This is a genomic window from Bacillus sp. 22483 (assembly GCF_052044605.1).
Lineage (GTDB): Bacteria > Bacillota > Bacilli > Bacillales > Bacillaceae > Bacillus > Bacillus altitudinis.
Genome location: NZ_JBQENU010000016.1, coordinates 18,000 through 43,773, shown reverse-complemented (window position 1 = coordinate 43,773; position 25,774 = coordinate 18,000). Strand labels below are relative to the sequence as shown.

At 43.0% G+C, this 25,774-nt stretch carries 31 protein-coding genes and 1 pseudogene; 31 read left to right on the top strand and 1 reads right to left on the bottom strand.

Annotated features, from left to right (window positions below; translation table 11 throughout):
- Positions 1–229 precede the first annotated feature (229 nt).
- From ACTJJQ_RS17825 to ACTJJQ_RS17725, 21 genes are all read left to right on the top strand, one after another.
- Positions 230–412 carry a hypothetical protein gene (locus ACTJJQ_RS17825; protein WP_374998256.1) on the top strand — a complete coding sequence of 61 codons (183 nt, stop codon included), beginning with the start codon at positions 230–232 and terminating at the stop codon, positions 410–412.
- A gap of 91 nt (positions 413–503) precedes the next feature.
- Positions 504–848 carry a structural protein gene (locus ACTJJQ_RS17820; protein ID WP_440600460.1) on the top strand — a complete coding sequence of 115 codons (345 nt, stop codon included), beginning with the start codon at positions 504–506 and terminating at the stop codon, positions 846–848.
- A gap of 55 nt (positions 849–903) precedes the next feature.
- Positions 904–1,422: a ParB N-terminal domain-containing protein gene (locus tag ACTJJQ_RS17815; protein ID WP_440600459.1), complete on the top strand. Its 519-nt coding sequence runs from the start codon at positions 904–906 to the stop codon at positions 1,420–1,422.
- A 14-nt stretch (positions 1,423–1,436) separates the two neighbouring features.
- On the top strand, positions 1,437–2,459 hold the full coding sequence (locus ACTJJQ_RS17810; protein WP_440600458.1) for a DNA cytosine methyltransferase: 1,023 nt from the start codon (positions 1,437–1,439) through the stop codon (positions 2,457–2,459).
- Positions 2,460–2,594: 135 nt separating this feature from the next.
- Entirely contained in the window at positions 2,595–2,837 is a 243-nt protein-coding gene (locus ACTJJQ_RS17805) for a hypothetical protein (protein WP_216099077.1), read from the top strand.
- A gap of 91 nt (positions 2,838–2,928) precedes the next feature.
- The gene (locus tag ACTJJQ_RS17800; protein WP_216099076.1) at positions 2,929–3,174 is read left to right on the top strand and encodes a hypothetical protein; all 246 of its coding nucleotides are present in this window, start codon (positions 2,929–2,931) and stop codon (positions 3,172–3,174) included.
- A 98-nt stretch (positions 3,175–3,272) separates the two neighbouring features.
- The gene (gene terS, locus ACTJJQ_RS17795; protein WP_440600457.1) at positions 3,273–4,157 is read left to right on the top strand and encodes a phage terminase small subunit; all 885 of its coding nucleotides are present in this window, start codon (positions 3,273–3,275) and stop codon (positions 4,155–4,157) included.
- Between the two features lie 11 nt (positions 4,158–4,168).
- Positions 4,169–5,473: a PBSX family phage terminase large subunit gene (locus ACTJJQ_RS17790; protein WP_440600477.1), complete on the top strand. Its 1,305-nt coding sequence runs from the start codon at positions 4,169–4,171 to the stop codon at positions 5,471–5,473.
- On the top strand, positions 5,470–6,999 hold the full coding sequence (locus ACTJJQ_RS17785) for a phage portal protein (protein WP_440600456.1): 1,530 nt from the start codon (positions 5,470–5,472) through the stop codon (positions 6,997–6,999). Before ACTJJQ_RS17790 ends, ACTJJQ_RS17785 begins: the two co-directional genes overlap by 4 nt.
- On the top strand, positions 6,996–7,913 hold the full coding sequence (locus ACTJJQ_RS17780; RefSeq protein ID WP_330545924.1) for a phage minor head protein: 918 nt from the start codon (positions 6,996–6,998) through the stop codon (positions 7,911–7,913). The genes ACTJJQ_RS17785 and ACTJJQ_RS17780 overlap by 4 nt, the downstream gene beginning before the upstream one ends.
- A gap of 42 nt (positions 7,914–7,955) precedes the next feature.
- A complete protein-coding gene (locus ACTJJQ_RS17775; RefSeq protein ID WP_242730408.1) occupies positions 7,956–8,603 on the top strand; it encodes a hypothetical protein in 648 nt (215 codons plus the stop codon).
- 35 nt (positions 8,604–8,638) lie between these two features.
- Complete coding sequence (locus tag ACTJJQ_RS17770; RefSeq protein WP_440600455.1) at positions 8,639–9,802, top strand: XkdF-like putative serine protease domain-containing protein; 1,164 nt, start codon at positions 8,639–8,641, stop codon at positions 9,800–9,802.
- 23 nt (positions 9,803–9,825) lie between these two features.
- Positions 9,826–10,749, top strand: coding sequence for a phage major capsid protein (locus ACTJJQ_RS17765; RefSeq protein ID WP_008361939.1), 924 nt, complete (start codon positions 9,826–9,828; stop codon positions 10,747–10,749).
- A 5-nt stretch (positions 10,750–10,754) separates the two neighbouring features.
- Positions 10,755–11,120, top strand: coding sequence for a YqbF domain-containing protein (locus tag ACTJJQ_RS17760; protein WP_435028331.1), 366 nt, complete (start codon positions 10,755–10,757; stop codon positions 11,118–11,120).
- Positions 11,121–11,125: 5 nt separating this feature from the next.
- On the top strand, positions 11,126–11,518 hold the full coding sequence (yqbG, locus tag ACTJJQ_RS17755) for a protein YqbG (RefSeq protein WP_436483127.1): 393 nt from the start codon (positions 11,126–11,128) through the stop codon (positions 11,516–11,518).
- Positions 11,515–11,871 carry a DUF3599 family protein gene (locus ACTJJQ_RS17750; protein WP_436483129.1) on the top strand — a complete coding sequence of 119 codons (357 nt, stop codon included), beginning with the start codon at positions 11,515–11,517 and terminating at the stop codon, positions 11,869–11,871. Before yqbG ends, ACTJJQ_RS17750 begins: the two co-directional genes overlap by 4 nt.
- Entirely contained in the window at positions 11,868–12,374 is a 507-nt protein-coding gene (locus ACTJJQ_RS17745; RefSeq protein WP_096881275.1) for an HK97 gp10 family phage protein, read from the top strand. Before ACTJJQ_RS17750 ends, ACTJJQ_RS17745 begins: the two co-directional genes overlap by 4 nt.
- 4 nt (positions 12,375–12,378) lie before the next feature.
- The gene (locus tag ACTJJQ_RS17740) at positions 12,379–12,834 is read left to right on the top strand and encodes a phage tail terminator family protein (RefSeq protein WP_436483131.1); all 456 of its coding nucleotides are present in this window, start codon (positions 12,379–12,381) and stop codon (positions 12,832–12,834) included.
- A gap of 25 nt (positions 12,835–12,859) precedes the next feature.
- Positions 12,860–13,042: a hypothetical protein gene (locus ACTJJQ_RS17735; RefSeq protein WP_234833592.1), complete on the top strand. Its 183-nt coding sequence runs from the start codon at positions 12,860–12,862 to the stop codon at positions 13,040–13,042.
- Between the two features lie 2 nt (positions 13,043–13,044).
- Positions 13,045–14,391: a phage tail sheath family protein gene (locus ACTJJQ_RS17730; RefSeq protein ID WP_046343258.1), complete on the top strand. Its 1,347-nt coding sequence runs from the start codon at positions 13,045–13,047 to the stop codon at positions 14,389–14,391.
- A 1-nt stretch (position 14,392) separates the two neighbouring features.
- Complete coding sequence (locus ACTJJQ_RS17725) at positions 14,393–14,836, top strand: phage tail tube protein (RefSeq protein ID WP_440600454.1); 444 nt, start codon at positions 14,393–14,395, stop codon at positions 14,834–14,836.
- Positions 14,837–15,077: 241 nt separating this feature from the next.
- Here the strand turns inward: ACTJJQ_RS17725 and ACTJJQ_RS17720 are convergent, their stop codons facing one another.
- Positions 15,078–15,185, bottom strand: coding sequence for a putative holin-like toxin (locus ACTJJQ_RS17720; RefSeq protein ID WP_235340267.1), 108 nt, complete (start codon positions 15,183–15,185; stop codon positions 15,078–15,080).
- A 164-nt stretch (positions 15,186–15,349) separates the two neighbouring features.
- Between ACTJJQ_RS17720 and ACTJJQ_RS17715 the strand changes: the two genes are divergently transcribed.
- The 10 genes and pseudogenes from ACTJJQ_RS17715 to ACTJJQ_RS17670 all read left to right on the top strand — a co-directional run bounded on the left by ACTJJQ_RS17715 (position 15,350) and on the right by ACTJJQ_RS17670 (position 25,758).
- Positions 15,350–15,799: a phage tail assembly chaperone gene (locus tag ACTJJQ_RS17715; protein WP_106025143.1), complete on the top strand. Its 450-nt coding sequence runs from the start codon at positions 15,350–15,352 to the stop codon at positions 15,797–15,799.
- Between the two features lie 29 nt (positions 15,800–15,828).
- Positions 15,829–15,975 (top strand): hypothetical protein, encoded by a 147-nt coding sequence (locus tag ACTJJQ_RS17710; RefSeq protein ID WP_106156954.1) that lies wholly within the window; start codon positions 15,829–15,831, stop codon positions 15,973–15,975.
- A gap of 3 nt (positions 15,976–15,978) precedes the next feature.
- Entirely contained in the window at positions 15,979–20,943 is a 4,965-nt protein-coding gene (locus ACTJJQ_RS17705) for a transglycosylase SLT domain-containing protein (RefSeq protein WP_440600453.1), read from the top strand.
- Entirely contained in the window at positions 20,936–21,598 is a 663-nt protein-coding gene (locus ACTJJQ_RS17700) for a LysM peptidoglycan-binding domain-containing protein (protein WP_410685460.1), read from the top strand. Before ACTJJQ_RS17705 ends, ACTJJQ_RS17700 begins: the two co-directional genes overlap by 8 nt.
- Positions 21,599–21,609: 11 nt before the next feature.
- Positions 21,610–22,707, top strand: coding sequence for an XkdQ/YqbQ family protein (locus ACTJJQ_RS17695; protein WP_440600452.1), 1,098 nt, complete (start codon positions 21,610–21,612; stop codon positions 22,705–22,707).
- Positions 22,704–22,985 carry a DUF2577 family protein gene (locus ACTJJQ_RS17690; RefSeq protein ID WP_212049104.1) on the top strand — a complete coding sequence of 94 codons (282 nt, stop codon included), beginning with the start codon at positions 22,704–22,706 and terminating at the stop codon, positions 22,983–22,985. Before ACTJJQ_RS17695 ends, ACTJJQ_RS17690 begins: the two co-directional genes overlap by 4 nt.
- Positions 22,985–23,413: a DUF2634 domain-containing protein gene (locus ACTJJQ_RS17685; protein ID WP_336737638.1), complete on the top strand. Its 429-nt coding sequence runs from the start codon at positions 22,985–22,987 to the stop codon at positions 23,411–23,413. The genes ACTJJQ_RS17690 and ACTJJQ_RS17685 overlap by 1 nt, the downstream gene beginning before the upstream one ends.
- Complete coding sequence (locus ACTJJQ_RS17680; protein ID WP_336737376.1) at positions 23,406–24,452, top strand: baseplate J/gp47 family protein; 1,047 nt, start codon at positions 23,406–23,408, stop codon at positions 24,450–24,452. Before ACTJJQ_RS17685 ends, ACTJJQ_RS17680 begins: the two co-directional genes overlap by 8 nt.
- Positions 24,439–24,879 (top strand): annotated as a pseudogene (locus ACTJJQ_RS17675) (YmfQ family protein); the annotation flags it as partial. The gene ACTJJQ_RS17680 and the pseudogene ACTJJQ_RS17675, both read left to right, overlap by 14 nt.
- A gap of 495 nt (positions 24,880–25,374) precedes the next feature.
- Positions 25,375–25,758, top strand: a complete 384-nt coding sequence (locus ACTJJQ_RS17670) for a phage tail-collar fiber domain-containing protein (protein ID WP_046343271.1) — start codon at positions 25,375–25,377, stop codon at positions 25,756–25,758.
- Positions 25,759–25,774 lie beyond the last annotated feature (16 nt).

Genomic DNA, 25,774 nt, shown 5'->3' with positions numbered 1-25,774 from the left:
TCAATGGCGTATCTGGATACGGAACAAAGGTGTTGAGGAATGTGGCCATACGAGAGGGACATTCTGAGCCTGGATAGCAGCTGGTCTGCGGCGGCCGTATCGAGGACAGTTTTTCATTTTATTTGATGATTGACTGTACTTGGCATCCTCTCGGAGTGTAGTCATCATTTCAAAATCTATTTAAGCGAATAGCGTAAGGTGGTGCTTATTCGGCAAGGGGAGTATGAACATGAAGATCAGAGATTCTTTATCTGTAGAAACAACGAAGCAATTAAAGCGCATTGCTCCTGGTTCTAATCGAAAGAAGAAGAGCAATGCTGATCCGATAACAAAGCGAGATTGGGAAGAAATCATGGGAACGAGACGCGAAACTTACCAACGACTAGGCGGCCGTATCCGGAGAAAACAATAACCTAATGGGAACAGTCGTCTTTTGGGTGTATGGCTGCAGGTGCTTTGGTGAGGGATAGGAGCGCAAAAATTTAAAAAGGGAGATGATGAGCATGGCATCAGGATTTGGCGTATCTGCGAATCCAACAAAAGCAAATCACAAAATCGGAGAGGATAAGGTCGTACGAATTGCGGTGCAAAACCACAACGACTTTAGTGCTGGTCCAAACCTTATTCCTCAACGAAAAGTAGAAGGGAAATGGGTTACAATCAAGACGAATTCACCTAACCCGCTTAATCCAGGCGAAAAACAGTACGATGAATTCGATATCAAAGAGTCATTTGGTAACAAAAAAGGCACTTATCGCTTTAGGGTGGATGTAGAACGCTACGACAAAAAGGGAAATCATGTTGCAACCCTTGGAACATTCTACACATCGGAATTTTACATCAAGTAAGCAGCTGATGCCGCCTTCAGGGCGGCATCATTTGTTTTTATAGGAGGAAACAGCGATGAATATCAAAACAATTCCCGTACATAAAATTAACCCATCACCATATAACCCCCGCATCGATCTGCAGCCGGGAGATCCCGAGTACGATTCACTAAAACAATCTATAGAAAAGTTTGGATACGTTGATCCGCTCATCTGGAATGAACGGACTGGTCATCTCGTAGGAGGTCATCAACGTTTCAAAGTATTGATGGAGGAAAATCCAAGTGAAATTCCTGTATCAGTTGTATCGCTTAATGAACAAGATGAAAAAGCACTGAATATCGCATTGAATAAGATAGACGGTGAATGGGATGAGTATAAACTTACTGAACTGCTGAAGGATTTAGAGGTATCAGGATATGATCTAAGCTTAACGGGATTCAGTGACGCAGAATTAGAGGATGTTCTGAATGATTTGGAACACACAGGTCAAGGTGGAGCAGTATCTGAGAGTCATGAGATCGATCTTGATGAATATGGAGATGACCAATTTGAGCATACATGTCCTAAGTGCGGATTCTCTTTTAATGAGTAGGTGGCAGCGTGAACATGAATTACAGATGGAAATTGAGTGATCTTAAAAACATCCCTTCCAACGATTTGAAAGTGTTCAGTACATTCTCGTGCGGTGGTGGCTCCTCAATGGGCTACAAATTAGCAGGGTTTGAATTGCTGGGAAACTGCGAGATCGATCCGCAGATGATGAAAATATACAAAAAGAATCACAAACCGAAATATCCTTATCTCATGGACATTCGAGAGTTTAACCAGATCCCGCTCTCCGATCTTCCTGAAGAACTCATGAATCTTGATGTATTCGATGGATCGCCACCATGTAGTGTATTTTCAACTGCAGGTAAAAGGGAAGAGGATTGGGGAAGAGAAAAGGCGTTCAGAGAGGGACAAGCTGTCCAAAAACTAGACGATCTGTTCTTTCATTACCTGGATGCTGTGGAACGTTTGAAGCCTAAAACTTTTGTAGCTGAGAACGTAAGCGGCATGATCAAAGGAAAAGCTAAAGGGTATGTGAAACTTGTCATAGAGCGTGCAAAAGAAATAGGGTATGACGTTCAGCTGTTCCTACTGAACGCTGCCACAATGGGAGTCCCGCAAAGAAGAGAGCGGGTCTTTTTCATTGGCCGCAGAAAGGACCTGAACCTGCCACCGTTGAAATTGGCTTTCAATGAACCACCCGTCACATATGGAGAGTTTAGAAGTGGACATGGATCAAGGCTGAATGAATCAAGTAAAACATATAAAAGATGGATTAAGCGGCGTCCGTCCGATGGCAACATTGGAGACATCACTAAACGAACAGAAGGTAAAGAGCGGAATTTCAATACAGTATTAGTTAAAAACAGTTTAGTTCCACCAACACTGGCAAGCGGTTCTGTCTTCATTAGATACGATGAACCTTATTATATCTCTGAAAGGGATATTATTCTGATGCAATCTTTCCCACTGGATTATGACTTTATGGATGCTTCAGTGCAGTATGTCTGCGGCATGAGTGTGCCTCCAGTGATGATGAAGAGAATAGCGGAGCAGATACATTTGCAATGGTTTAAATAAAAAAAGAGGGTGCTGACAACACCCTCCCTTTCAAAGACAGAAAGAAACTCCCTGCCTAAGAGCGTGATCAAGACGCGGCCGCGTTTGTAGGAAATATCACGCTCTCATCCACTATTGTAATGGAGGCAAGGGAGAATGACAATAGAGAATACAAACACACGTTCCCTTTCTGACGAAGAAAAGACGGAAATGCTTATGATCCTTCAAGCTGAACAGGCTGAAGGTATAGATAAATCAAAAGAGAACTACCGAAAAATTGCACAGGCTTGCATCTCTCAATGGGTGAGGGATTTTAAAGAAGGTAACATCAAATTGTCTTCAGTAGAAGATCTGAAGAAGCTCATAGAACTCGACATCGATCTTCAGAAGCATGAATAGGATTTTCTAGAAATTTCTAGTTATATGTTTTGATAGGGAAGAGTAATCTAATGTCGATTGGCCAATACAAAAATTAAGGAGCTGTTTTCTAATGCCACAAAATTTAACAAAGGATTACATTCATCAGCATTTGTCTCAAGTTCACACTTATGATTCGTTTGCTAGAGCGTTAGAATCGAATATTCTACATGAAGTAATCAACCAAACTTCTGCGGTTCCAGTACCAGAATTTAAGGTAGATGCAGAAATCACTGTCAAACCTGTAGAAGCACTAGGTTGTATAGAGGTATGTGTTGGTTATGGTGAGTATAAGGTTTGTAAACACGTTAACGTGTAAATATCTCGTTTCCTAACAGTTCTTTTTAATTAAAAGAACTGTTTTTTTATGAAACAAACTCAAACTTAATTCAGTAGCTCGGAGGTGGGTGATATGTAATGGCTAGACCGAGAAATCCTAAAAGAGATCAGGCATTCCAATTGTGGAATGAAAGCAATGGAACCCGCTTACTGAAAGACATTGCTGAAGAATTAGAGTGTTCTCAAACACTTATCCGCAAATGGAAGAACCAAGACTCATGGGATGAGAAATTGAATGGTAACGTTACTAAACCAAAAGGGAAATCCAATGGTAACGTTACTAAACGCCCTGGCGCTCCGAAAGGGAGTAAAAACGCCAGAGGTAATAAAGGGGGGAAAGCGCCACCTGGTAATAAAAATGCTAAAGGCAATAGGGGTGGCGCAGCTCCTAAAGGGAACAAGAATTCATTCAAAACCGGTGAATATGAAACGATCATGTTTGAGTACATGGATGAAAAGGAACAGAAGCTTTTTACTGAGATTGAGACTGATCCTTTGTACCAAATTGATCTATCAATACGATTATTGAGCGTTCGTGAAACAAGAATGATGCGCTTGATCACTAAATATGAGAATGGATTGACTGATAAGCAGCGGACAGTCTTGCAACAAATGAGGAAGATGAAAGACGTTGTACAGGCTCCAGATAAAAATGGTCTGATTAAAGCTGTTCCAATAACTAATGAACGTCTAGCAGTGGTCCAGATTGAGGAGACAGATTCACCGCTGCTGGAGAAGATATTGAGCATAGAAGATGCTCTGACACGTGTGACCGCACAACGTGATAAAGCCATTAGGCAGAAAGTCGACATAATGAAAACAATGTCTGAATATGAATTGAGGCTTCGTGGCCTTGATCTTGCAAACCGAACGAGGGAGGCAGAGCTGGAGCGGATCACCGCTCGACCTGTCGATGATTCTGTACAAATAACGATTAAGCGGAAGAATAAAGGTGATGGCTGATGGTTCAAATGATGGAGAAGGAAGTCAATCCACACTTTGAAGATTTTCTCTTTGATTGGGATCAGAAGTTTCAATTCTTGGTGGGCGGTTACGGCTCCTCCAAAAGCTATCATATTGCCCTGAAGCTCATTCTGAAATTACTAGATGAAAAGCGAACCGCTCTTGTGATTCGTGAAGTCTATGACACACACAGAGATTCAACGTTTTCTTTATTTGAAGAGATCGTGAATGATCTTGGACTCGATCATGTCATTCAGTGCAGGACATCACCGCTCATGCTTAAATTTCACAACGGCAGCCGGATCATTTTCAAAGGTCTGGACAAGCCTACCAAGCTGAAGTCGATCAACAATATCTCGATCATTTGGATTGAGGAATGTTCAGAAGTGAAGTATGAGGGATTCAAGGAGCTGCTTGGTCGTTTGCGTCATCCAACGTTACAGCTGCACATGATCCTATCGACGAACCCTGTCGGCCAGGATAATTGGACGTACAGACATTTCTTTAAGGATGATCAAAACAATCGCTTCATCCTGGATGATGAAAGGTTATACAAAGAGCGAACGATCGCTATCAACGATACGTACTATCACCACTCAACGGCAGAAGATAACCTGTTTCTACCTGTGAGCTATATCAAGCAGCTGGATGAACTAAAAGAATACGATCCCGACCTTTATCGCATAGCTCGAAAAGGTCATTTTGGCATTAACGGAATTCGTGTGCTGCCACAATTCGAGGTGCAGCCGCATGAAGATGTGATGTTGGCCATTTCAAATATTAATCGTCCTTTGCTTAGAGCGGGCATGGACTTTGGTTTCGTTGATTCATATAACGCAGTTGTCAGGTTGGCTGTGGATCACGAGAAGAAGTATCTATATATCTATTGGGAGTATTACGATCGCGGCAAAACTGATGACGTAACTGTCGAGGACTTGAAAGAGTTCGTCGAAACTAAAGAGCTGATCAAGGCTGATAATGAGCAGAAGACAATCGCATATTTCCGCAAGATGGGATACAACATGGTGGCCGCTCATAAGTTCCAAGGATCACGCTTGCAGTACACCAAGAAGATCAAGCGGTTCAAGAAAATCATATGTTCTGACTCATGCAAAAACACGATCTATGAGCTTCAGCCGCTCACGTACAAGACAGACAAGCGCGGCAATATCATAGAGGACGAGTTTCAGATTGACCCTCATACTTTTTCAGCCATCTGGTATGCGTTAGATGATTATGAGGTCACCGATCTGAAAGAGCAGCCTAAAGAGCGGACACGTCCGAACAGAGATAGGAGGTCGATGAGAAGGCTATGACAAAACATGTGAAAGCTACTGTGTTTAAAGCAGACATCTCTCAAACTACGAAACAAATTCATGATGATAGTTTTAACTATGGAGCTGATGGATTGATCGAGCCACCGTACAATATCACAGAGCTCAAACAAATAGCTGAGTATTCTACCATTCTTCAGCAATGCATCGATGCATATAAAACGAATATTCTTGGATTCGGATTGGGAGTTGAATACACTTTCGACTTTAACGCTGAGGATGCACCAGAAGCAAAAAAATCCGCTGCTGAAAAAGAATGGACGAGGCTTGAGGAGCTTGTCCGATACATGAACTATGATGAATCAGCCGAAGTGGTTCTAGGGTATGTGATAGAAGATCGAGAGCGGACAGGGAATGGCTTTCTTGAAGTGTTACGTAATGGTACAGGGCAACCAGCTGGGATCGAGTATTTGGATGCTCAACACATGCGAATATGTAAGATAGGCGATCCTGTCGAAATTGACTTTAAATATACCGATCAGGGTCAAGTCAAATCTCTCAAAAGAATGAAGCGGTTCAGAAAGTATGTGCAGCAGGTCAACACTAAAAAAGTTTTCTTTAAGGAATACGGAGATCCAAGAACAATGAATGCATCTACAGGAGAATATAGCGAAAAAACCCCCCCTGAACTTGTAGCAAGCGAAGTCATTCACTTCAAGATCGGCAGCGGTACATATGGTGTTCCTCGTTGGATTGGTAACATCGTCAATATGTACGGTGCGCGTAAAGCTGAAGAGCTGAACTATCTGTACTTTAAACAAGGTCGTCATGTGCCGGCTGCAATTACAGTGGAAAATGGCATGCTGTCTGAAGCATCATACGAACAGCTGCAAGAGTACATGAACGGCATTGAAGGTTCAGACAATGCACATAAGTTTCTTTTGCTTGAAGTCGAAGGGATTCCTAAAAAGAAAAAGGACGAAGTAAGCAATGATGAAGACCCAGCACCTGTTAAAGTTGAAATAAAATCACTGGCCGAGATTCTCCAGGAGGATGCGCTGTTCCTTGAATACGACGAGAAGACGAGAAACAAGATACGTTCTTCTTTCCGTCTGCCGCCGATCTACACAGGCGAATCACAGGATTATAACAAGGCCACAGCTGACACCGCTCGTAAGACGACTGAGGAACAGGTATTTCAGCCAGAGCGAATGATCATCACTGGCAAGCTCAATACACTCTTTCTTCCTGATCTTGATCTCTGGCATGTGCGGCTTATATTAAATGGTCCAGACTTTCGTGATCCGCTCGAAATTGCAAAGGTTCTTACACCGTTTATTCAGGCAGGAGCGGTTTCACCGAATGATCTGCGTGATCTGGCTGGCCGTATTCTTGGTAAGACACTTGAAGAATGGCCAGAGGAAGAGTATCACCGACCAATTGAGGCGAAGCCAAAGGCATCAACTAGCTTGCTTGATACGGTTTTTCAAAAGTCAGCAGGTTCTCAGGAAGAACTGGTCCATCTCTTAAAAGATGTTAGGGATGAACTAGAGGAGATCAGCAAATGAGCAAGATCGATCAGCTGATAAAAAACATCAATACCTTTGTGCAAAAAGCGGAATCGGATGAGGTTGAAGAACTAGAAGCAGCTGTAGCTGATTTCCCTGAACTGAAGGACGTTCCCTCTTTGGTGGAAGAGTACGAGAAAACCACCGCAAAACTTCTCAGATTGCAACGCAGGACGTTTTTAAATGCTCTGAATGGTTTTATATCCAAGGACGATTCGGAGACGTTAGAATCAATTCTAGCATTCTTCCAAAATGACTTGTTTGCAGCTGATGAATTTGCGGAGCTGTTTGGAAAAGAAACGGCCATTTTCTTGACGCTGACGGTCACGCAACTGGCCGAGAAGATTATGCATTCCATCGATGCTGATATTCCATTCAAGGTCTTATCTGAAAGAACCGAAGAGTGGATTGAATCATGGTCACAGGAATTGGCGCAGCTGATGCAGCTGAATACTCATACGTCCATTGAGCAAACGCTGAAAGAGGGGATAAAAGAAGGCCGCTCTATCCAGGAGGTTGAACTTGAGCTGAAGGACCTTCCTGAATTCAACCGGAAGCGCGCACGTGTCACAGCTGTCACAGAAGTGTTGACCGCTTCTTCTGTTGCACAACATGAATCCTATGTCCAATCCCCGGCAGTAACGGGGAAGAAGTGGAAGCACAGCGGAGGGAAAAAGAATCAGTCGAGGGATAGTCATGTGCAGCTGGATGGAACAATCATCCCTCTCGATGAAGAATTTGAGATACCAGGCAGCGGAGAGCGGTGCATGTTTCCGAGAGATACCAAGCTTTCTCCCAAAGAGCGAGTGAACTGTCATTGTGCTGTTGGTCCTGTGGTTGATCCTGTTATTCTAGGATTGTCAGCTGAGGAAAAAGAAGAGATTAGAAGAAGAGTCTTACAAAACATGGAATGAAATAGTATAATATCCTCATTACTTTGGGAATGAGGGGAATATATGAATTGGTTGGAGTTCGTTTCTAAGATTATAGATTCTATGGTTTGGCCATCAGTTTTGGTTATAGTGATTAGTATTTTCAAAGAGCCATTAAGCGGTATTCTTAATAAAGTTGGTAGCTTACTGAGCTTTAAATATAAAGATGTTGTACAAGTTGAGTTTAAGGAAGATTTAATTAATCTTGAACTAGCAACTAAAGAAATTGAAACCAGGCAAAATGATGAAGAACATCAATTTAATATGAATGAACATGTAAATACTGAAGCTAAAACTAATGAACATGAAATCAAAAATCAAAGGTTTTATGAGAATTTGGCCAAAAAATCCCCTGAGCAAGCTGTCTATTCAGCTTGGTTAGAACTCGAGAAAGAACTAAGATATTCACTAGTTAGGTTAAACAAGGAAACAATGGAGGATATACCGCAGATAGTGAAAGATCTTCTTTTTAATGACTATATATCAGCTCCGATGGCAAATAGTATTCTTGGGACTTGGCATTTAAGGAATGATCTTGTTAAAAACCCAGATGCAGTATCTCTTGATACTGAAGAAGCTATCAGGTACTTAACAATAGTATTCAAATTAATTAAAGCTCTAAAAGAAATTACTGGCGATTATTATATGAGTGGTGAAAAACTGTCTGATTAAAAGACAGTTTTTTCTTTTGAAAGGAGGTGAATGAATTGCCACGTGAATTGATAAATGCAAAAATCACACACGTTTCATACGTGGACAAGGCTGCTAATCAAAAGCAGTTCTTTTTTATGAAATCAGAAAAAGAAAATGATTTTGAGAAAGAAATCAAGGTCATTGCCAAAGCTGATGATGCGCAGCGGCTTGTATACGGTATTGTATATGAGCCTCATGTGGAAGATGCGCATGGAGATTACATGACACCGGCGGAAATCGAAAAAGCCGCTCATGGGTTCCTGAAGGACGCACGTGAGATCGACAAGCAGCATGATTTCCAAAGCGGTGTCGGGGAAGTCGTTGAATCTTATATCGCTCCTTCCGACTTTGAAATGGGCGGAGAGCTGATTCAAAAAGGGTCCTGGGTCCTTGTGACAAAGGCTTCCGAAGATATTTGGAACCAGATTCAAAAGGGCGAGATCACCGGATATTCAATGGCCGGAACAGCAGACATAGGAAAAGAAGAGCGTGAGCCCGCTTCTGAAGAGAAGGGGCTTTTTTCTTTGCTCAAAAACTTCTTTTTATCAAAAGGAGAAGTAAAGAACAGATACGACAAAGGCCGCATGCGTCGTGAGTTTTGGGCGGCACAAGATGCGCTGAATTCCGTTTTGTATAAATGGGATTCTTACGACGATGAAGACTTGGAGACTGATCCTGAAAAGGTTAGGTCAGCACTGGAAGACTTTGTTGAAATCACACAAGAGATTCTGCTTACTGATGACTTGGCTGGGATCCAAACTGATCCAGCTGAAGAAGTCGTAAAAGCTGGCCGAAAGTTTTCAGCTGCTAACTTAACTGAACTGAAAAATGCAAGAGCCGCTATTGACAACTTACTAAGTCAAGCGGAAGAGAAGGAGGAGGAAGAAGACGTGAAAAAAGAAGATTTGCAAAAGATGCTAGATGACACAATTGCACCGGTTGTAAAGCGTCTGGATGACCTTGAAAAAGGCAAAAACGAGCAGCAACCTGATCCGCAAGAAAATCAGCCGGATGAAGCTGTTGCAAAAGAAATGGCCGCAGCTGTAGAAAAGGCATTGGCACCAGTGGTCGATAGAGTCGAAGCGCTTGAAAAAGCACGTCCGCAAGGTAATGGAGTAGGAGATCAACAACAACAAGACTTACAAAAATCTGAAACGGTATGGGGCGGCTTGCTTTAAGCCGAGAAAAAGGAGGAACTAGAGTGAGAAATCAAGAGGTAATTAACAAAGCGGAAGTGACGCTTGGGACGTTAAAAACAGGCGGTCTAATGAATCCAACCCAATCTAGCACATTTATTCGTATGGTGCAAAATGCACCAACATTGCTGCAAGATGCACGTGTCATTCCGATGGATGGCGATGCACAAAAAATCGAAAAAATCGGTTTTGGTCAGCGGATTCTTCGTCCTGGTGTGGAAGGAAAAGCAGTTCCAGCAAGTGATCGAGTTGCACCAACAACAAGCACTGTGGAGCTTAATGCAAAAGAAGTCATTGCAGAAGTGAATATTACGTATGACACACTTGAAAACAACATCGAGGGCGATGCTTTGCAAAACACCATCATGCAAATGCTGGCTGAACGAGCTGCAGTAGATATTGAAGAATTGATCTTAAATGGTGATACATCGTCATCTGATACTTACCTTGCGCAGCTTGATGGTATCCGCAAGCAAGCGACATCTCATATCGTAGATGTTGCTGGTGAACCACTTACACGCCAAGTATTCAAACAAGGATACAAAGCTGTTCCACCAAAATATTTGCGAGTCCCACAAGAGTTCCGTTTCTATTCTTCCCCAGGGCAAGAGGTCGAATGGAAAGACAAAGTGGCCGATCGTCAAACAAATTTAGGAGATGCAGCAGTACAAGGTGGGCTTTCTTCTGCATTCGGTGTTCCAGTCAAAGGAATTGCAAATATGCAACCGTATGATGCGGACGGCACAGATGTTTCAGACATTTTATTGACTCATCCAAAAAACATCATCTTAGGCTTCTCTCGTAATATCCGTATTGAGGTAGATAAAGACATCCGTAATCGTAAATTCATCATTGTGTTGACTGCGAAGCTGGACAGCAAATTTGAGGAAGAGGATGCTGTTGCTAAGATCATTAAGGTCAAGGAGTGATCAACATGTATACAGCGGTTTTGATCAAAGGAAAGACATACTCTGTGATGGGGCATGTCTTTCATTTAAATCAGGAGAAAGAGATTGAGAAAAAGGTATTTCAATATCTCGATGGCAATGAGTTTTTTGCTTGTAAGGAAGTAAAAGCTCCTGCTGATGATCCAAAAACGGATGAGCCGGTGAAAGAGGAAGAAGAACCGGCACAAGAAGTAAAAATTTACACTGAAACAGAACTGAAGGGCATGAACAAAACTGAACAAGAAGCCATTGTTATTGATCTTGGCGGCGATCCGACTCAGCTCAAAGATAAGAGTGAAAGAATTGCCTTCATCCTTGAGCATCAACAGCAACAAGAAAAAACAGGAGAGTAAGGCTGATGCTGATCTCTCCTGAAGATGTTAGGGCGTATACCGTATTCGAGAGCGTGAAAAACCGCTCGGATGAACTATTGGAATGTGACATCATCGAAGCTGAAGCTGAGGTATTTAAGATCGTAGGTCATGAGTTCACAAGTGAAAAATATCAGCCGCTTCCTGAAAAGGCAAAGATCGCATTGATTAAAATGGCGCAGTTCTTCGCGTTGATCAACGGTGATGAATCAATCATCAAAGGGTATAAGTCAGAAAAGATTGGCGACTACTCTTACACACTGGCAGACGGGAACGCCGTTACAAAGCCAGATGTGTATAACCTGTTGATAGATTTCATTGAGCCGGGAGAACCGCCAGAAGATCCAGGCAGCGTCAAATTAAGGTTGAGATCGCTATGAGCTATCAATCGTTATTAACGGATCGATGCGATATATATCACTTGCAAACAGAGCAGCTGTCAAAAGATCGCTATGGAATACCTGTCCAAGATGCGCAGCCGCTCTTTTCATATCCTGATGAGCCTGATCAAGTTGCGCAGCCATGTTATTTTACGGAGAAAAACCAATCCATCACACAGCAGGAGCCAAACGCAACCATTCATCAATCGTACCTTGTTCATTTTCCTATTACTGCTGATGTTCGTCTAAATGACAAAGTAGTATGGGAAGGCATTACTTTGAAACTGCAAAAGCCCAGACGGATCAAAAACCATCATATTGAGGTGGTAGCGATGAGGAGTGAAAGCCTATGAGGATTGATGGTCTTGATCAATTCATTGAGGACTTGAATGCTGCGGTGAATGGCGGCTTGCAAGCAGAGTATGAAGAGTGGCTTGAAGGAATGGGTTATGAGTTCCTAGATATTGTTCAGGATGAGGTCATTCGTACAAAAACGGTAGATGCTCGTCGCTTGCTTAACTCATTTCAAAAGGGAGACCAAGAAAACGTATTTTCTATGAGCAGCGGTGGTCTCACCCTGGATGTAGGGACCAACTTGGAATATGCATCTTACACAAACGATGGCCACTTTACCATTGATCCCTCCAAGAATCAGGATAGACGATGGGTTCCTGGCAGATGGGTTGGTGATCGTTTTGAATACGATCCAAACGCTGAAACAGGAATGCTTCTAAAGTTCCAGTGGGTTGAGGGCAGCGGCTATTGGGATAATGCTCTAAGCATCTTCGGGCAGATGTTTGAACAATCACTAGATCGCAAGCTGCAGCAATGGATCGATGAAAAATTTGGGCGGTGATTAGATGAATCAAGAAGTCGGCGCCATCATGAATTATTGTTACAAGCAGTTTCCGGTGAAGGTTTACGAAAAGAAAATTCCTGAACAATTTCAGGTCCCATCCATGTACTTTCCAGCAGCATGGGTCAATACAAGAAACGATACTGTTTCAACGTTCCTCAAAACATACACGCTGCATATTAAAGTGTTTCACAAGGACTCTGAGCAGGCTCATGATGCAGCTGAATCGATTGTAGATGCCTTGTCAGCTGATCGGAATATCATCCAGATGGTCAGTGTAGAAGGTGAACCGGTCGATCAATATGTTCGCATTAAGAGGGCAGAAACTAGGAATGGTGATCAAGGCGTGGCAACAATTGTCCTCACATGGGATAGTGCCTATTGGTACAACCGAGATGAGCAGCCAAGCCTTGATGACATAAATTTTTCAGATGGGGTGATAAAAAGTGGCCAAGAATAAAAACGAGCCGGTGAAAGAAGAAAAAGTGACACCGGTTATTCCAAAGGAACCTGGCTTTTCATTTGAAGCCTTAAAGGAGCACAGCAAGGAATTGTTTGGCGTAAAGCCTGAAATCCTTGAAGGTGCTCTTTTTTATATCAAAGATCAACCAATTACAAAAACAGAAGCAAAGAAGCAGATTGATGCTTTTTTGTCTAAGGAGGTTTAAGCATGAATGGAGGTACTTTTACACCAGGTACAGAGAAAAAGCGTCCTGGTATCTACTTCAATTTCAAAACCACAGCACAGCAACGTATCACGTTAGGTGATCGCGGAACCGTTGCGCTCCCAATCACAATGAGTTGGGGAGAGCCAAAGACGTTTATCTCTATCTCAGGCATCGAGGACTTAAATAAAAAAGTCGGATTAAACATCGATGACAAGTCGCTTCTTCTTTTCCGAGAAGCGAAGAAAAAAGCACAGACGGTTCTTTTATATCGCTTGAATGAGGGTGAACCTGCAAAGGCTCAGATCAGCGAGAATTTCAACGTTCTTGCTAATTATGGTGGACAGAAAGGGAATGAGGTCACGATCCAAGTCACTGAAAACGTATTGGATAGCTCCAAGCGTGATGTGGTGACTTACGTTGGTACAGACATTGTTGATAAGCAGGTTGTCACTGATGTCAAAGAGCTGAAGCAGAACAAATATGTTTCGTTCTCTGGTGAAGGTGAAGTGACAATCACCGCTGGTGTCACACTAAGCGGTGGGAAAAATGGTGTTCCAAGCGTGGCAGATTACACAGCATTCCTGGAAGCAGCTGAAACAGAATACTTTGACGTGATCGCGCTGCCTAATAACACTAGCGAGCAGTTAAAAGCGACATTTGTGGCTTTCATCAAGCGGCTGCGTGATGATCAAGGGCGTAAGGTGCAAGGAGTTTTGGCAAACTATCCGGCTGATCATGAAGGAATTATCAATGTCACAAGCGGTGTGTTGCTAGAAGACGGCACAGAGATCACACCAGCCAAAGCAACTGCATGGGTGGCCGGTGCATCTGCAGGAGCAAACTTCAATCAGTCACTGACATTCGTTGAATATGAAGGGGCTGTTGATACGTTAGAGCGTCTTGATAATGATCAAGTGGAATATCGCTTATCACAAGGCGAATTCTTGTTCACGTTTGATGCGAGAGATCGCACAGTAAGCGTTGAGAAGGATATCAACTCCTTAACGACTTACACAACCGAGAAGAACAAGACATTTGCTAAAAACAAGATCATTCGTGTGCTTGATGCGATCAACAACGATCTGACACGTGAATTGAAGGATTTGATTAAGTTACGCAAAGCAAATGGGAACGATATTCCGGCATCGGATGATGGGCTGCAGCTGGTGAAAACACTCATCACGCAATATCTCACGCAGCTCCAAGATGGATCTGGAATCACTGGCTTTGATTCTGAAACAGATATTACGATCAGCTTGAATGAAGATCGTGACGGTTTCTTGATTGATCTAGCTGTTCAACCAGTTGATGCAGCTGAAAAATTCTATTTCAATGTAGAGGTGAAATAAGATGGCTTTTAAAGCTCAAAATACCATTTCAGGTAAGGAAGGGCGTCTTTTCCTCGATGGTGAGGAATTGGCGTTTATTAAAACATTTGAAGCGAACGTGGAGAAAAACAAATCAGAGGTCAATGTCATGGGCCGTCGTATGACCGGTCACAAGACAACCGGTGCGAATGGTACTGGCACAGCGACTTTCTATAAAGTCACATCACGTTTCGTTCAGCTCATGCTCAACTATGTGAAGAAAGGGGAAGACCCATACTTCACTATTCAAGCTGTTCTGGATGACAAATCATCCGCTCGTGGCACTGAGCGTGTCACATTGTTTGATGTGAACTTTGATTCTGCAAAGATCGCGGGTCTTGATGTGGATTCGGAAGCGCTGGAGGAAGAGGTTCCTTTCACGTTTGAGGACTTTGATCTTCCTGAGAAGCTGAAGGATACTTTTTAACTTCGAGTTTGATTTATAGGAGAATCGAATATATAATCAATATATAATTATTTGTTGCGGTTGGTTTATCTAAATCGCAACTTGCGTAGAATAAAAAGAAGACAGGATGCGTAAACATCCTAGCTTTTGAACAGAGTGTACAATTTTTGGCCCATCAAGTGGGCTGGCTTAATCCTAAGGCAGAGAAATCTTTTTGAAAATAGACCTTACCCTTTAACTTTTAGCGGAGCTCAAGGGTGGTCTATTTTTTCTTTTTTAACAGTGCCAACAGTGTCACGACGAAAGTCAGAATGCTTACGGTAAAAATCCCAAAAGCAATCATCAAACTAATCGCTTCAAATGCTGACATAAGCCTCACCCCCTTTCTTACAGGGATGAGCCAGACCGCCCTTGAGTAAGCCGTTCAATTAAATTGTACGATCTCTATTATACATGAAAAGATTGGAAAGCACATTCAAAAAATGGATGTGCTTTTTTGTATTCAAAAAAACAAATCAAAGGGAGTTTTTAAACATGAGCGAAAAACAAACAAACAACGTATATGATCTTTCATTCTTTATGCCAGGACAAACAGCTGAGACAGAAGAAATCAAATCAATCATTTCAAAGCGCTTTGTTGATAAAAAGGGTGAAGTGATTCCATTCGTATTCAAAGCGATCACAACAGAGCGCATCGATGAACTGGAGAAAGAAAACACGACTTTCAAAAATGTTAAAGGTCGTGGACGTGTGAAAGACTTAGATTCTCAACGTTTTTACGCACGTATTGCGGTTGAATCAACCATTTACCCTGATTTCAAATCAAAAGAACTGCGCGAAGCATACAGCACACAAGATCCAGTGGAAGTGGCAAAGCGTGTCCTGTCTGTCGGCGGTGAATATGCGAACTGGTTAAACAAAGCAATTGAGGTCAACGGGTTTGAAGATGAAATTGAGGACCTTGAAACAGAAGCAAAAAACTAATAAAAGACGGGAACAAAGAGGCTGTGTATCTGTACTACTGCATGCATGAGCTTCATTACTCCCCGTCTGAACTCTTAGAGGTCTATGAGGCGCCGAGGCAATTCAAGGCCTTTTTGTTTGGGTTAATAGCCCATAAATTAGAAGTGCTTGAAAAGGAATCGAAGAAAGGAGGATAAGACATGGCTCGTTTAACCGCTCGGTTTGAATTACAAGACCGGATCACGCGTAAGTTGCGTTTGATCAGAGGGGACCTAGAACGCCTTGATAGATTGCGCCGCAGATCAGAGCGGCCAATCACTTTAAGAATCAGAGACAATGCCACAATCGCATTAAGACGTGTGCAGCGTTTCGTATTGCGTGACCTTGCTCGAACTTATCAGCTGACGCTTGATGTAAATGATCTGGCCACAAAAGCACTACGAAAGTTCAATGGCTTCATACAACGCAAGATGCCGCGTACTCATAGCGTGTTGATGCGTATTAAAGATCAGGCAACACCAGGACTTGTCCGGCTGCGTCGTTACATCGATCGGAAATTTGGCAAAGTAGAACGATTTGCCATAACGGTTCATGATCGTGCAACCGCAGGGATCAGACGTATTGCATCATACGCAGCGCGTCAGCTTGGTCGGGGCTACAGCTATACAATTAGAGCCGTTGATATGGTCCGGCGCACGGTAAGCCGTATAGCTTCTTATACTCGAAATACACTCGGTACTGAGTACAGGGTGGCGATTAATGCGATTGATCGTTTCACCGCTCCAGTACGTGGGGCTGTCTCATTTGCAAATACCCATTTGGGACGGACTTACACAACCACAATTAAGGTCCTTGATCTTATCACAAAACCATTACGGGGGATTGTGTCAGCTGTCACCAGCACACTTGGTTTGCTTGGAGTGGGTGCCGGCGCAACAGGCGGTATTGTTGTGCCGCTCAAAATGGTGGCGGATCGACAGAACATGACCACAGCTTTTGAAACACTGCTCGGCAGCAGAGGAAAAGCAGATGCACGTCTGGACGAGCTGACGGCCTTTGCTGGTCAAACGCCATTTACTCGTGATGAGATATTCGAGTCATCTCGTGTCCTCCAAGTTTTCACAGGGAACGCTCTATCGACTACAGAAGGCATGAAGCTAGTCGGGGACGTTGCTGCAGGTGTTCAACGGCCGTTCTCAGAAGTTGCGCTATGGATGGGGCGTTTATATGACGGCATTAAATCGGGGCGTCCTATCGGTGACGCAACGGCTGCTCTTCAAGAAATGGGGGCGATCTCTGGTGATGCCAGAGGTAAGCTCGAAAAACTTGCAAAGAGCGGCAAAGACATAAATAAAACGTGGCCAGAAGTCACGAAGGAATTTGGCAAATACAACGACATGATGATCAAAATGTCCGACAACCTTGCCAACTTATTCCTTGGTGTCAAATCATTCATCAACAACAGCATCCTTATGCCTTGGGGTAAAGGACTTGCAGCTGCATTTCAGCCTGCTCTTGAAGCTTTCAGAACGTGGCGAGGAGAATATTCCTTTGTACTGACCGATCTTTCAAACAAAGCTGAAAAAGCGGGCAAGAAATTTGCTAACAGCTTCCTTGATCCGACAAAGAGTGTTTTCGGATTCATTGGTGATCAATTTAAAATTCTGTTTCCTGGTGAGAAGTTAACCAAAAAGCAGACACAAGAACTCAAAGTGAAATTTAAGGACAACCCTAAGCTGAAGAAGCACTTTGAACAACTAGAAAAATACAGAAAAATGGGCTTTGAAACTCGGTGGAAGCTAGTTCTTGATAATACGAAAGACGTTTTTGGCCAATGGTGGGAAAAGACAGGAAAGCCTGGTCTTTTCAAAATGGCCGAGAATGTCGGGAAGACTTACGGCGGCATCATAAACGGTGTTATCAACGGTCTACTTGGTATTGATGACAAATCATCTGAGGACAGTTTCACTGATGCAGGAGCAAAGGCAGGAAAGATATTCATTGAATCGTTTCTTGAAGCTCTTGATCCTGTGCAATTAGGTATTCGGATCGCCAAGAAGATTGGCGAGATCAACTGGAATGCCCTAACAGGAGAAGGATCAATTGCTGGTGCTTTGATTGCCAATGCATTTGCACTCGCATTCCTCGGAAAAGTGGCCACGTTATTAAAGCCGCTCAAATCCATTCTTTCTGGCGCTTTTGCTGCCTACAAATGGGGCAAAGGTTTAAGAGGAGGAATGGGAGCAGGAACGAGCGGTGGTGTAATTGGAGGTTCTGGAGGAGCAGGGCGACCGCCAAGGAACCAACGACCTCCTGAATATCGTCAGCCTTGGATCAATAGAGGGGAGCCGGTACGTCCAACAACGCCAAACCAAGGGCGTGGCGGTGGATTCTTAGGGAATATCGGTAAGGGCGCAAAGAGCATTGGGAAGCGAATTCCTATCCTCGGTACGCTGATTGCCGCCACCGAATTAATTGGCATGAATAATGACAACAAAGGCGAAAAGATCGGTGGATTCATGGGGAATCTAGGTGGCGGTATTGGTGGAGCCGCAATCGGAACAATGATCGCACCTGGTATCGGAACAGCTATCGGTGGAATCTTAGGAAGCATCTTTGGCGGTGATCTTGGCAAATGGATTGGAAAGATGTTCGATAACGGTACCATCAAGAAAAAATGGGATGAGATCGTCAAATGGTCAGAGGATGCAATCAAGTGGATTAAAGATACTTGGAAAGATATTTCTACTTGGTTCAATGACAACGTTGCTGAACCAATTGGTGGTTTTTTTGAAAAAGCATGGACAAAAATTAAAACCACTTGGGAGAAAGTCTCTAACTGGTTCATGGAAAAAGTATTCATACCTATTTATAACTTTGTCGTACCAATCATCAACTTTGTGGTTGGTGTTTTCACCGTTGCTTGGAACATTATTAAAACCATATGGGGGGTTGCATCAACTTGGTTTATGGAAAAAGTGTGGAAACCATATGGTAAATATGCAGTAGAAGCCATTGGATGGGTATGGAATAAACTTGTTGATACATGGAATTGGATCAAAGAGACATGGGGAGTATTGTCTGAATGGTTTAATGAATATGTGTGGACACCATTTAAGACATATGCCATTCCAGCAATCATGTTTATCTGGAATCTATTCAAAGGTACATGGAACTGGATTAAAACAACATGGGTGATACTTGCAACTTGGTTTGATGAGTATGTATGGCAGCCGTTTAAAACTTACGCTTTGCCAGCCATTATATTCGTTTGGAATCTATTTAAAAACACGTGGAATTGGATTAAAACTACGTGGGAAAAACTCTCTACTTGGTTTGATGAAAATGTATGGCAACCATATAAAAAATATGCAGAACCAGCGATTTCCTTTGTGTGGGAGAAATTCCAAGATGCCTGGAGAATTATCAAAGGTATCTGGAAGACAGTGAGTACATGGTTTGAAAAATATGTTTTTAATCCGCTAAAAGACCATGCTGAAAGGTTAACGAGCACATGGAAAGGCTTATTTGACATTGTTGGGAATGTAGTTGGTAAAGTTAAAGAAATTAGTGGAAATGTATTTCATATCTTTGAGAAAAAAGGAGAAGAAAAAACAGGCCTGAAAAAGAAAGAGAAAACAGCAAATAACGCCACCGGTGGTTATATCACAAAGCCAACACTTTCATGGATCGGTGAGGCTGGGAAAGAGTTTGTCATCCCGACTGAAAACAATAAAGGTCGAGGAAAGATGTTGCTTGCTCAGGCTGCTTCTCACCTTGGAATGTCTGTTGTGCCAAACGGTGCATCACCAACCTCTCCAGCAAGCTCATCATCTCCTATGAGACCGGCAGCTGCTTCAGCAGTTTCCACTTCTGCAAGTGGATCAGTATCAATTGGAGAGACCGGCAACGCATCAAAATATGGGGAACAGTTTAGCACTGAATTTGAAAAAGGGTTAAACAGCAAAGTGGTTTCACTTGAACAGTGGAAACAAGCTAATATCAAGCAGCCATTTACTCAAATTCAGGCAGCGACTCCGCAGTATGGAGCACAAACTGTCACCGGCTTTGCTGCAGGTCAAAACATGACACCAACTGGCACAGGTCAATTCTTAGATCAAAATGTAAGACAACCTTTCTTATCCGCTCGCCAAGAGTCACCTACATGGGGCGGTGGACTGATTGACTCATTCAACAGCGGTATGAGGTCAAAAGGAAGCGAAGTGACACAAGCGGCCAAGGACATGGCGAAGAAAGTAGAACAGGCGTTTAGAGAAGAATTAGATATTCATTCTCCTTCACGTGTCATGATGAGTCTTGGGAAATTCGCATCAATCGGTGTCGTCAAAGGTCTTGATTCAGTTGATGTAAAGAAATTCGCAGAGAATCAAGCCGGTTCCTTAATTGCTGCATTTAGTGGAATGGGCGCATCTAATCTGAGTGTTCAACAATGGCTTATGGCAGCTCTGATGGCAACCGGTACATCTATGAGCTGGTTACCTGGTTTGATGACGATCGCGCAGCATGAGTCACGTGGAAACCCGAAAGCGATCAACCTATGGGATTCAAACGCCAAAAGAGGAACGCCATCTAAAGGATTGATGCAGACCATTGATCCGACCTTTAATTCTAATAAGGCAAGCGGCATGAACGACATCTGGAACCCGATTCATAATGCTGCAGCTGCTATCAATTACATCAAAGGCAGATATGGGAATGTGTACAATACGCCTGGATTGAGAAGTATCAGAAACGGTGGACCATATAAGGGTTATGCAAACGGGGGACTGATCACTCAGGAACAGATAGCTAGAGTCGGTGAAGGAAACAAGCGTGAATGGATTATTCCTGAAGAACGAGGCATACGTGGTCGCTACTTGTTGGCTCAAGCTGCACAGGCTTTAGGAATGGACGTATATGATCCGGCCAACACTGCATCATCTGAGCTTTCACAAGGGCAGGTGCAAACAGTAACAGCTGGCACAGCGAATGCACCTTCTGCTTCTGGTGGATCAAAACAGATCATCATTAATTTTAATGGTGAGCAGCATTATCATAATGGCCAAGATGCAGAAGGGCTTGCAGAGAAGATCAAACAGATGTTGATTGATGAGTTAGAGAATGAAATCAACACAGGAACGAAGGGAGTCGTGATCGATGGCTAAATCAAAATATCAACTTTGGATTTCGCAAGGGAAGGACAAATTACGATTCCCTGTCCTTCCTGAAAAACTTGAACTGAACAACAACGTACAAAATGAATCTATCAAAGTATCAAAATTTGGCGAGCTTACATTTTTGGATGTACCAGGGGCTCGCCAAATTTCATTTACAACGTTTTTTCCTAAGAAATATTCGCCAATTGCCGAATATAAAAGCATTCCTTCACCAGAGAATGCGATCGCCAAAATAGAGCGATTCATGAAATCAAAAAAGCCTGTACGCTTTATTGTCACAGGGACAAAAATAAATATGCAATGCAGCATAGAAAGCTTCAATCACAATGAAGGTACTTATGATGTTGGTGATCGAGAATTCACGCTGCAGCTTAAAGAATATAAAACTGCATCACCTAGAAAAATTAAAAGGAAAGCCAAAAAGAGCAGCAAAAAACGCAGCTCAAAAAGCGCACCTAAAGTGTACACCGTTAAAAAGGGTGATACCTTGTGGGATATTTCTGGCCGTTTCTATGGTGACAGCACAAAATGGCGGCGTATTTGGAATGCGAATAAAGCTGCGATGATCAAACGAAGTAGACGCAATATTAGACAACCAGGGCATTGGATTTTCCCTGGTCAAAAATTAAAAATACCACAATAGGGGTGATCTGATTGATAGAACTCTTTGCAGTGCGGAGCGGGACCATGTATGAGCTGGTGACAGAGAGCGTCACGCTTCGTGGTCAAAGGTATCAAGCTCCCCGATCAATACAAGCAAATATCGTGACAAAACAGGGTTCTCAAAAGTATTACAGCATCAAAGAGGGTGACACGGTTCTTTTCAAATGGAAGGGAAAAGAGCTTTTCAGAGGAACAGTATTTGCAAGAACGCCCAAAGATGAAAAGATCACTTTTACTGCTTACGACATGCTTCAGTATTTGGTGAAGAACCAGGATGTCTATGTCTTTTCCAATAAGAGAGCTGATCAGATAATGAAGCGGCTTGGTCAAGATTTTCAGATCCCGATGACGTCGATCGCTAACACTGGCCATGTCATTAAATCACTTGTATTCAAAAACGATACAAGCCTTTATGACATCATCCTGCAGGCGTTAAAAGAAACAAAGAAGCAAACAGGGCGTAACTATCAAATCTATTCTGCTAAAGGAAAGATGGGGCTAAGAGCGTGGCCTGATCCGTCCGAAGTATGGGTCATTGAATCAGGCGTGAATCTCATTGATTATCAGTACAGCACCTCGATTGAGGAAACAGCCACACGTGTAAAGATGAGAGCGACACATGTGGAAAAAATTAAGGTGCTGAAGAAGGAAAAAAAGAAATCTAAGACTACTGACAAAGATAAAGAAAAAGATAAGAAAACGACCAAACCTACCAAGCCGAAAACTGTTACGCAAAAGAAAGAGATTGAGATGCTGGCTGTGGCGAATGATAGTGCTGCTAGAAGTAAATACGGCATCCTGCAGCACGTCGAAAGAGTGTCAGGGGAAATCAATCAGGCACAGCTGCAAAAGAGGGCTGATGTTCGTCTCTCACAGAAAAAGGGCGTGAAAAAAGAACTCAAAAGTATCCAAGCTCTAGGTATTCCTGAGCTGCAAAGCGGCATGCCTGTCCGGATCATCATTTCGGATATCGGCATCAAGAAAACGTATTGGATTGATCAAGACAGCCATGAATTTAAGGGAACCAAACACACCATGACAATTGATGTCGTTGAAAAGAATACAATCCCAACGGGGAACCAGACATGAAACTAAGTGAGGCAATTAAGCGATTGGCCGTCAATGCTGTTGATGCACAATCACCAATGGAATTGATACTTGGTGATGTTGTCTCCGTTTCCCCTCTTAATGTCAGGCTGAACGAAAATGACAAACTTATCATTCCGGAAGATCTGTTAATGTGGCCAGCTCGATTGGACGAAGATGAAGATGATGCACTCGAAGAAGGCGATAGTGTCATGGTCATTGCGATGACAGGTGGCCAGATATTTTACATCTTAGATAAAGTAGTAGGAGGTGGTTCATGATGGCACTCTCTCCAGAAGAAGAGATTGAGGATTTGAATGAGGACGAAGAGGATATTGTTGAACCTTCGACCACCTACCGTATCGACTTCGAGTCAGGACGTCTAACCAATGTAAAGATCAATGGTCTTGATGCGATTCGCCAATTCGTCTATATGGCCTTAAGAACGGAACGATATTCGCATGCTGTTTATAGCCATGATGTAGGATGTGAGGTTCAAGAAGCTGTGTCTGATGAAGAATCAACGGACGAATACAAGGAAATGGAGATCCCGCGGCTCATTGAAGAAGCTCTTTTAGTAGATGAAAGAATCGAAAGTGTTCAAGATTTTGAGATCACTAAAGAGGGTGCAGCCTTTAAGGTGGTCTTTGATGTTGTGACAGATGAAGGAACCTTGGAGATCGAGGAGGTGATTGGCGAAGATGTTTGAAGATCAGTCTTATGAAGCCATCATGGAGCGAATGCTGGAACGTATACCCGATGATATTGATAAACGTGAAAACAGCGTGATATGGAATGCGTTGGCCCCTGCAGCTGCCGAACTTGCTCAATCTTATATATGGCTAGATCAGGTATTCGATCTTGTCTTTGCAGATACAGCGCAGGGGGAATTTTTAGATCGACGAGCAGCAGAAGTGGGGATCACTCGTAAAGCGGCCACAAGTGCTGTATGGTCCATTGAAGTCTCACCTGAAGGTATCAGAATACCAACGGAATCAAGGTTTTATATCGACAATTTGTACTTCCAGTATCAATCTGACGGCACGCTGAAGTGTGAAACAACTGGTGCTGTAGGCAATGGGAATTTTGCAGAGCTGCCGCTCTTATCACTCGATAACATACCAGGTTTAGAATCAGTCATTTTTGAGGAGCTGAAAATACCTGGTCAAGAAGAAGAAGACGATGAAGCGCTGTATGAACGGTACTTGATGAGGGCAAGGCGGGAGGCTGTCAGTGCCAACAAAGCTCACTATAAAAAGTGGGCTGAAGAAGTTGAAGGAGTTGGCAGGGCGAAGGTGTTCCCACTTTGGAATGGTGAAGGCACAGTAAAAGTTGTCATCACTGACGGGAATTTTGATGTGGCGACGGATCTGCTCGTCAATAAGGTCCAAGAGTATATTGACCCTGTACCGGGAGAAGGGGAAGGCCAAGCACCAATCGGGGCTACTGCCACTGTCGAAAGCGCCAAGTGGAAAGATGTTGAGGTGTCCGTATCGGTGGAGCTTAAAATGGACTATTCACTTGAAGATGCTCAACAAGAAATAGAGGAGAAGATCAAGGCTCTTCTAAAATCACTTGCCTTTGAAGAAAATGTGATCAGAATGTCAGCGATCAATGACATTTTGTATCATGCGGATAGTGTCTCTGATTATGCGGATGTCTTGATCAATGGTGAAGCCAAAAACTTGCCGCTCCAAGACATTGAAATTCCGCGTCTAGGGCAGGTGAACGTCATTGAGCAAGCTTGATGAAATGAAAGCTTACCTTCCTGCTTATCTCACAGAGATCACAGATTTTGATGAGCTCATGAAATCCGAAGCTCCCGAGATGGAAAGGCTAGACGATTCTATTTTTGATATGACTGATCAATTGTTTCCGGTCACAGCAACATGGGGATTGGATCGATGGGAAAGGATGCTGAAGGTGCAGCGGGAGTCAGGTGATTCTATTGAGCTGCGCAGGGCACGTGTATTGAATCTCATGTCAAACATTCCACCGATCACGTATGCATCACTAGAAAGAGCAGTGAACCGGTTCTTGAAGAACCCTAGCGCAGTGGTTCGTCTAACGACAGGCCGCTATCATTTCTCCCTTCGTGTTAATTTGGATGACCTGCAGAACACCAGATACATTGTAGAGACACTTGAAAACTTAAAGCCTGCACACTTGGCTTACAAATTCACAAGCGTTCATCACACAGACGTTAACGAAATAAAAGATTATCATAACCGGCTCACACTGCGCAGCAGAGTGGGCTTCTTTGATCACATTCCGATCCTACTCAATGGAGAGTTTTTACTGAATGGAACTTTTTATTTGAGCGGATCGCGCAATTCTACTGACATTCCTGTTCGGTTTAGGCAGTCTTTAAAATTGGCCATGAAGCTCAAAAAAGAAAAGCAAGTTCTTGGACGGACAAGATATGTCTTGGTAGGAGCCAAACATGAAACGGATCAACAAGCTGCTCTTACGCTTCGATCACGCTTCAATCATGTTAGGAAAGAAAAAAAGAAAATGACATTCCGCATGGCTGCTCATGTATCAAATGAGCAAAGCGGAAGTGTAATCATTAAGCAGAAATATTGGACGCTTGATGGATCGGTACCGCTCGACGGTTCAAAATATCTAGCTGCCACGTCCAAACAAATAGATTTATAAAGGAGGATCATTATGGCTGATCAATTAACCGTTACAACGCTTTATGCTCGCCAACAAATGGCGAAGGCTAGAGCAGAGGGAACAAGGCTAACTAAAGTGGTCAAGATGGCTTTCGGAAAAGGTGGAACGAAAGACGGAAAACCAATCTCTCTGGATGGAACAGAACAAGAGTTAAAGAGTGAACTTGTTCAAAAGGACATTGATTCATATGAGTTTATGGAGCCGGCAAAAATCCGGTACACGTGCACCATCGCTGAAGGAGAGCTTGCTGGGGAAATCATCAATGAATTGGCTCTTGTTGATGAAGATGGAAAGTTTACGGCGATCCGCACCATGACAGACAAGCAAAAAGATGGTGACATTGAATTCATCTTTGAGATTGATGATATTTACTAGGAAAGGAGTGCTCATC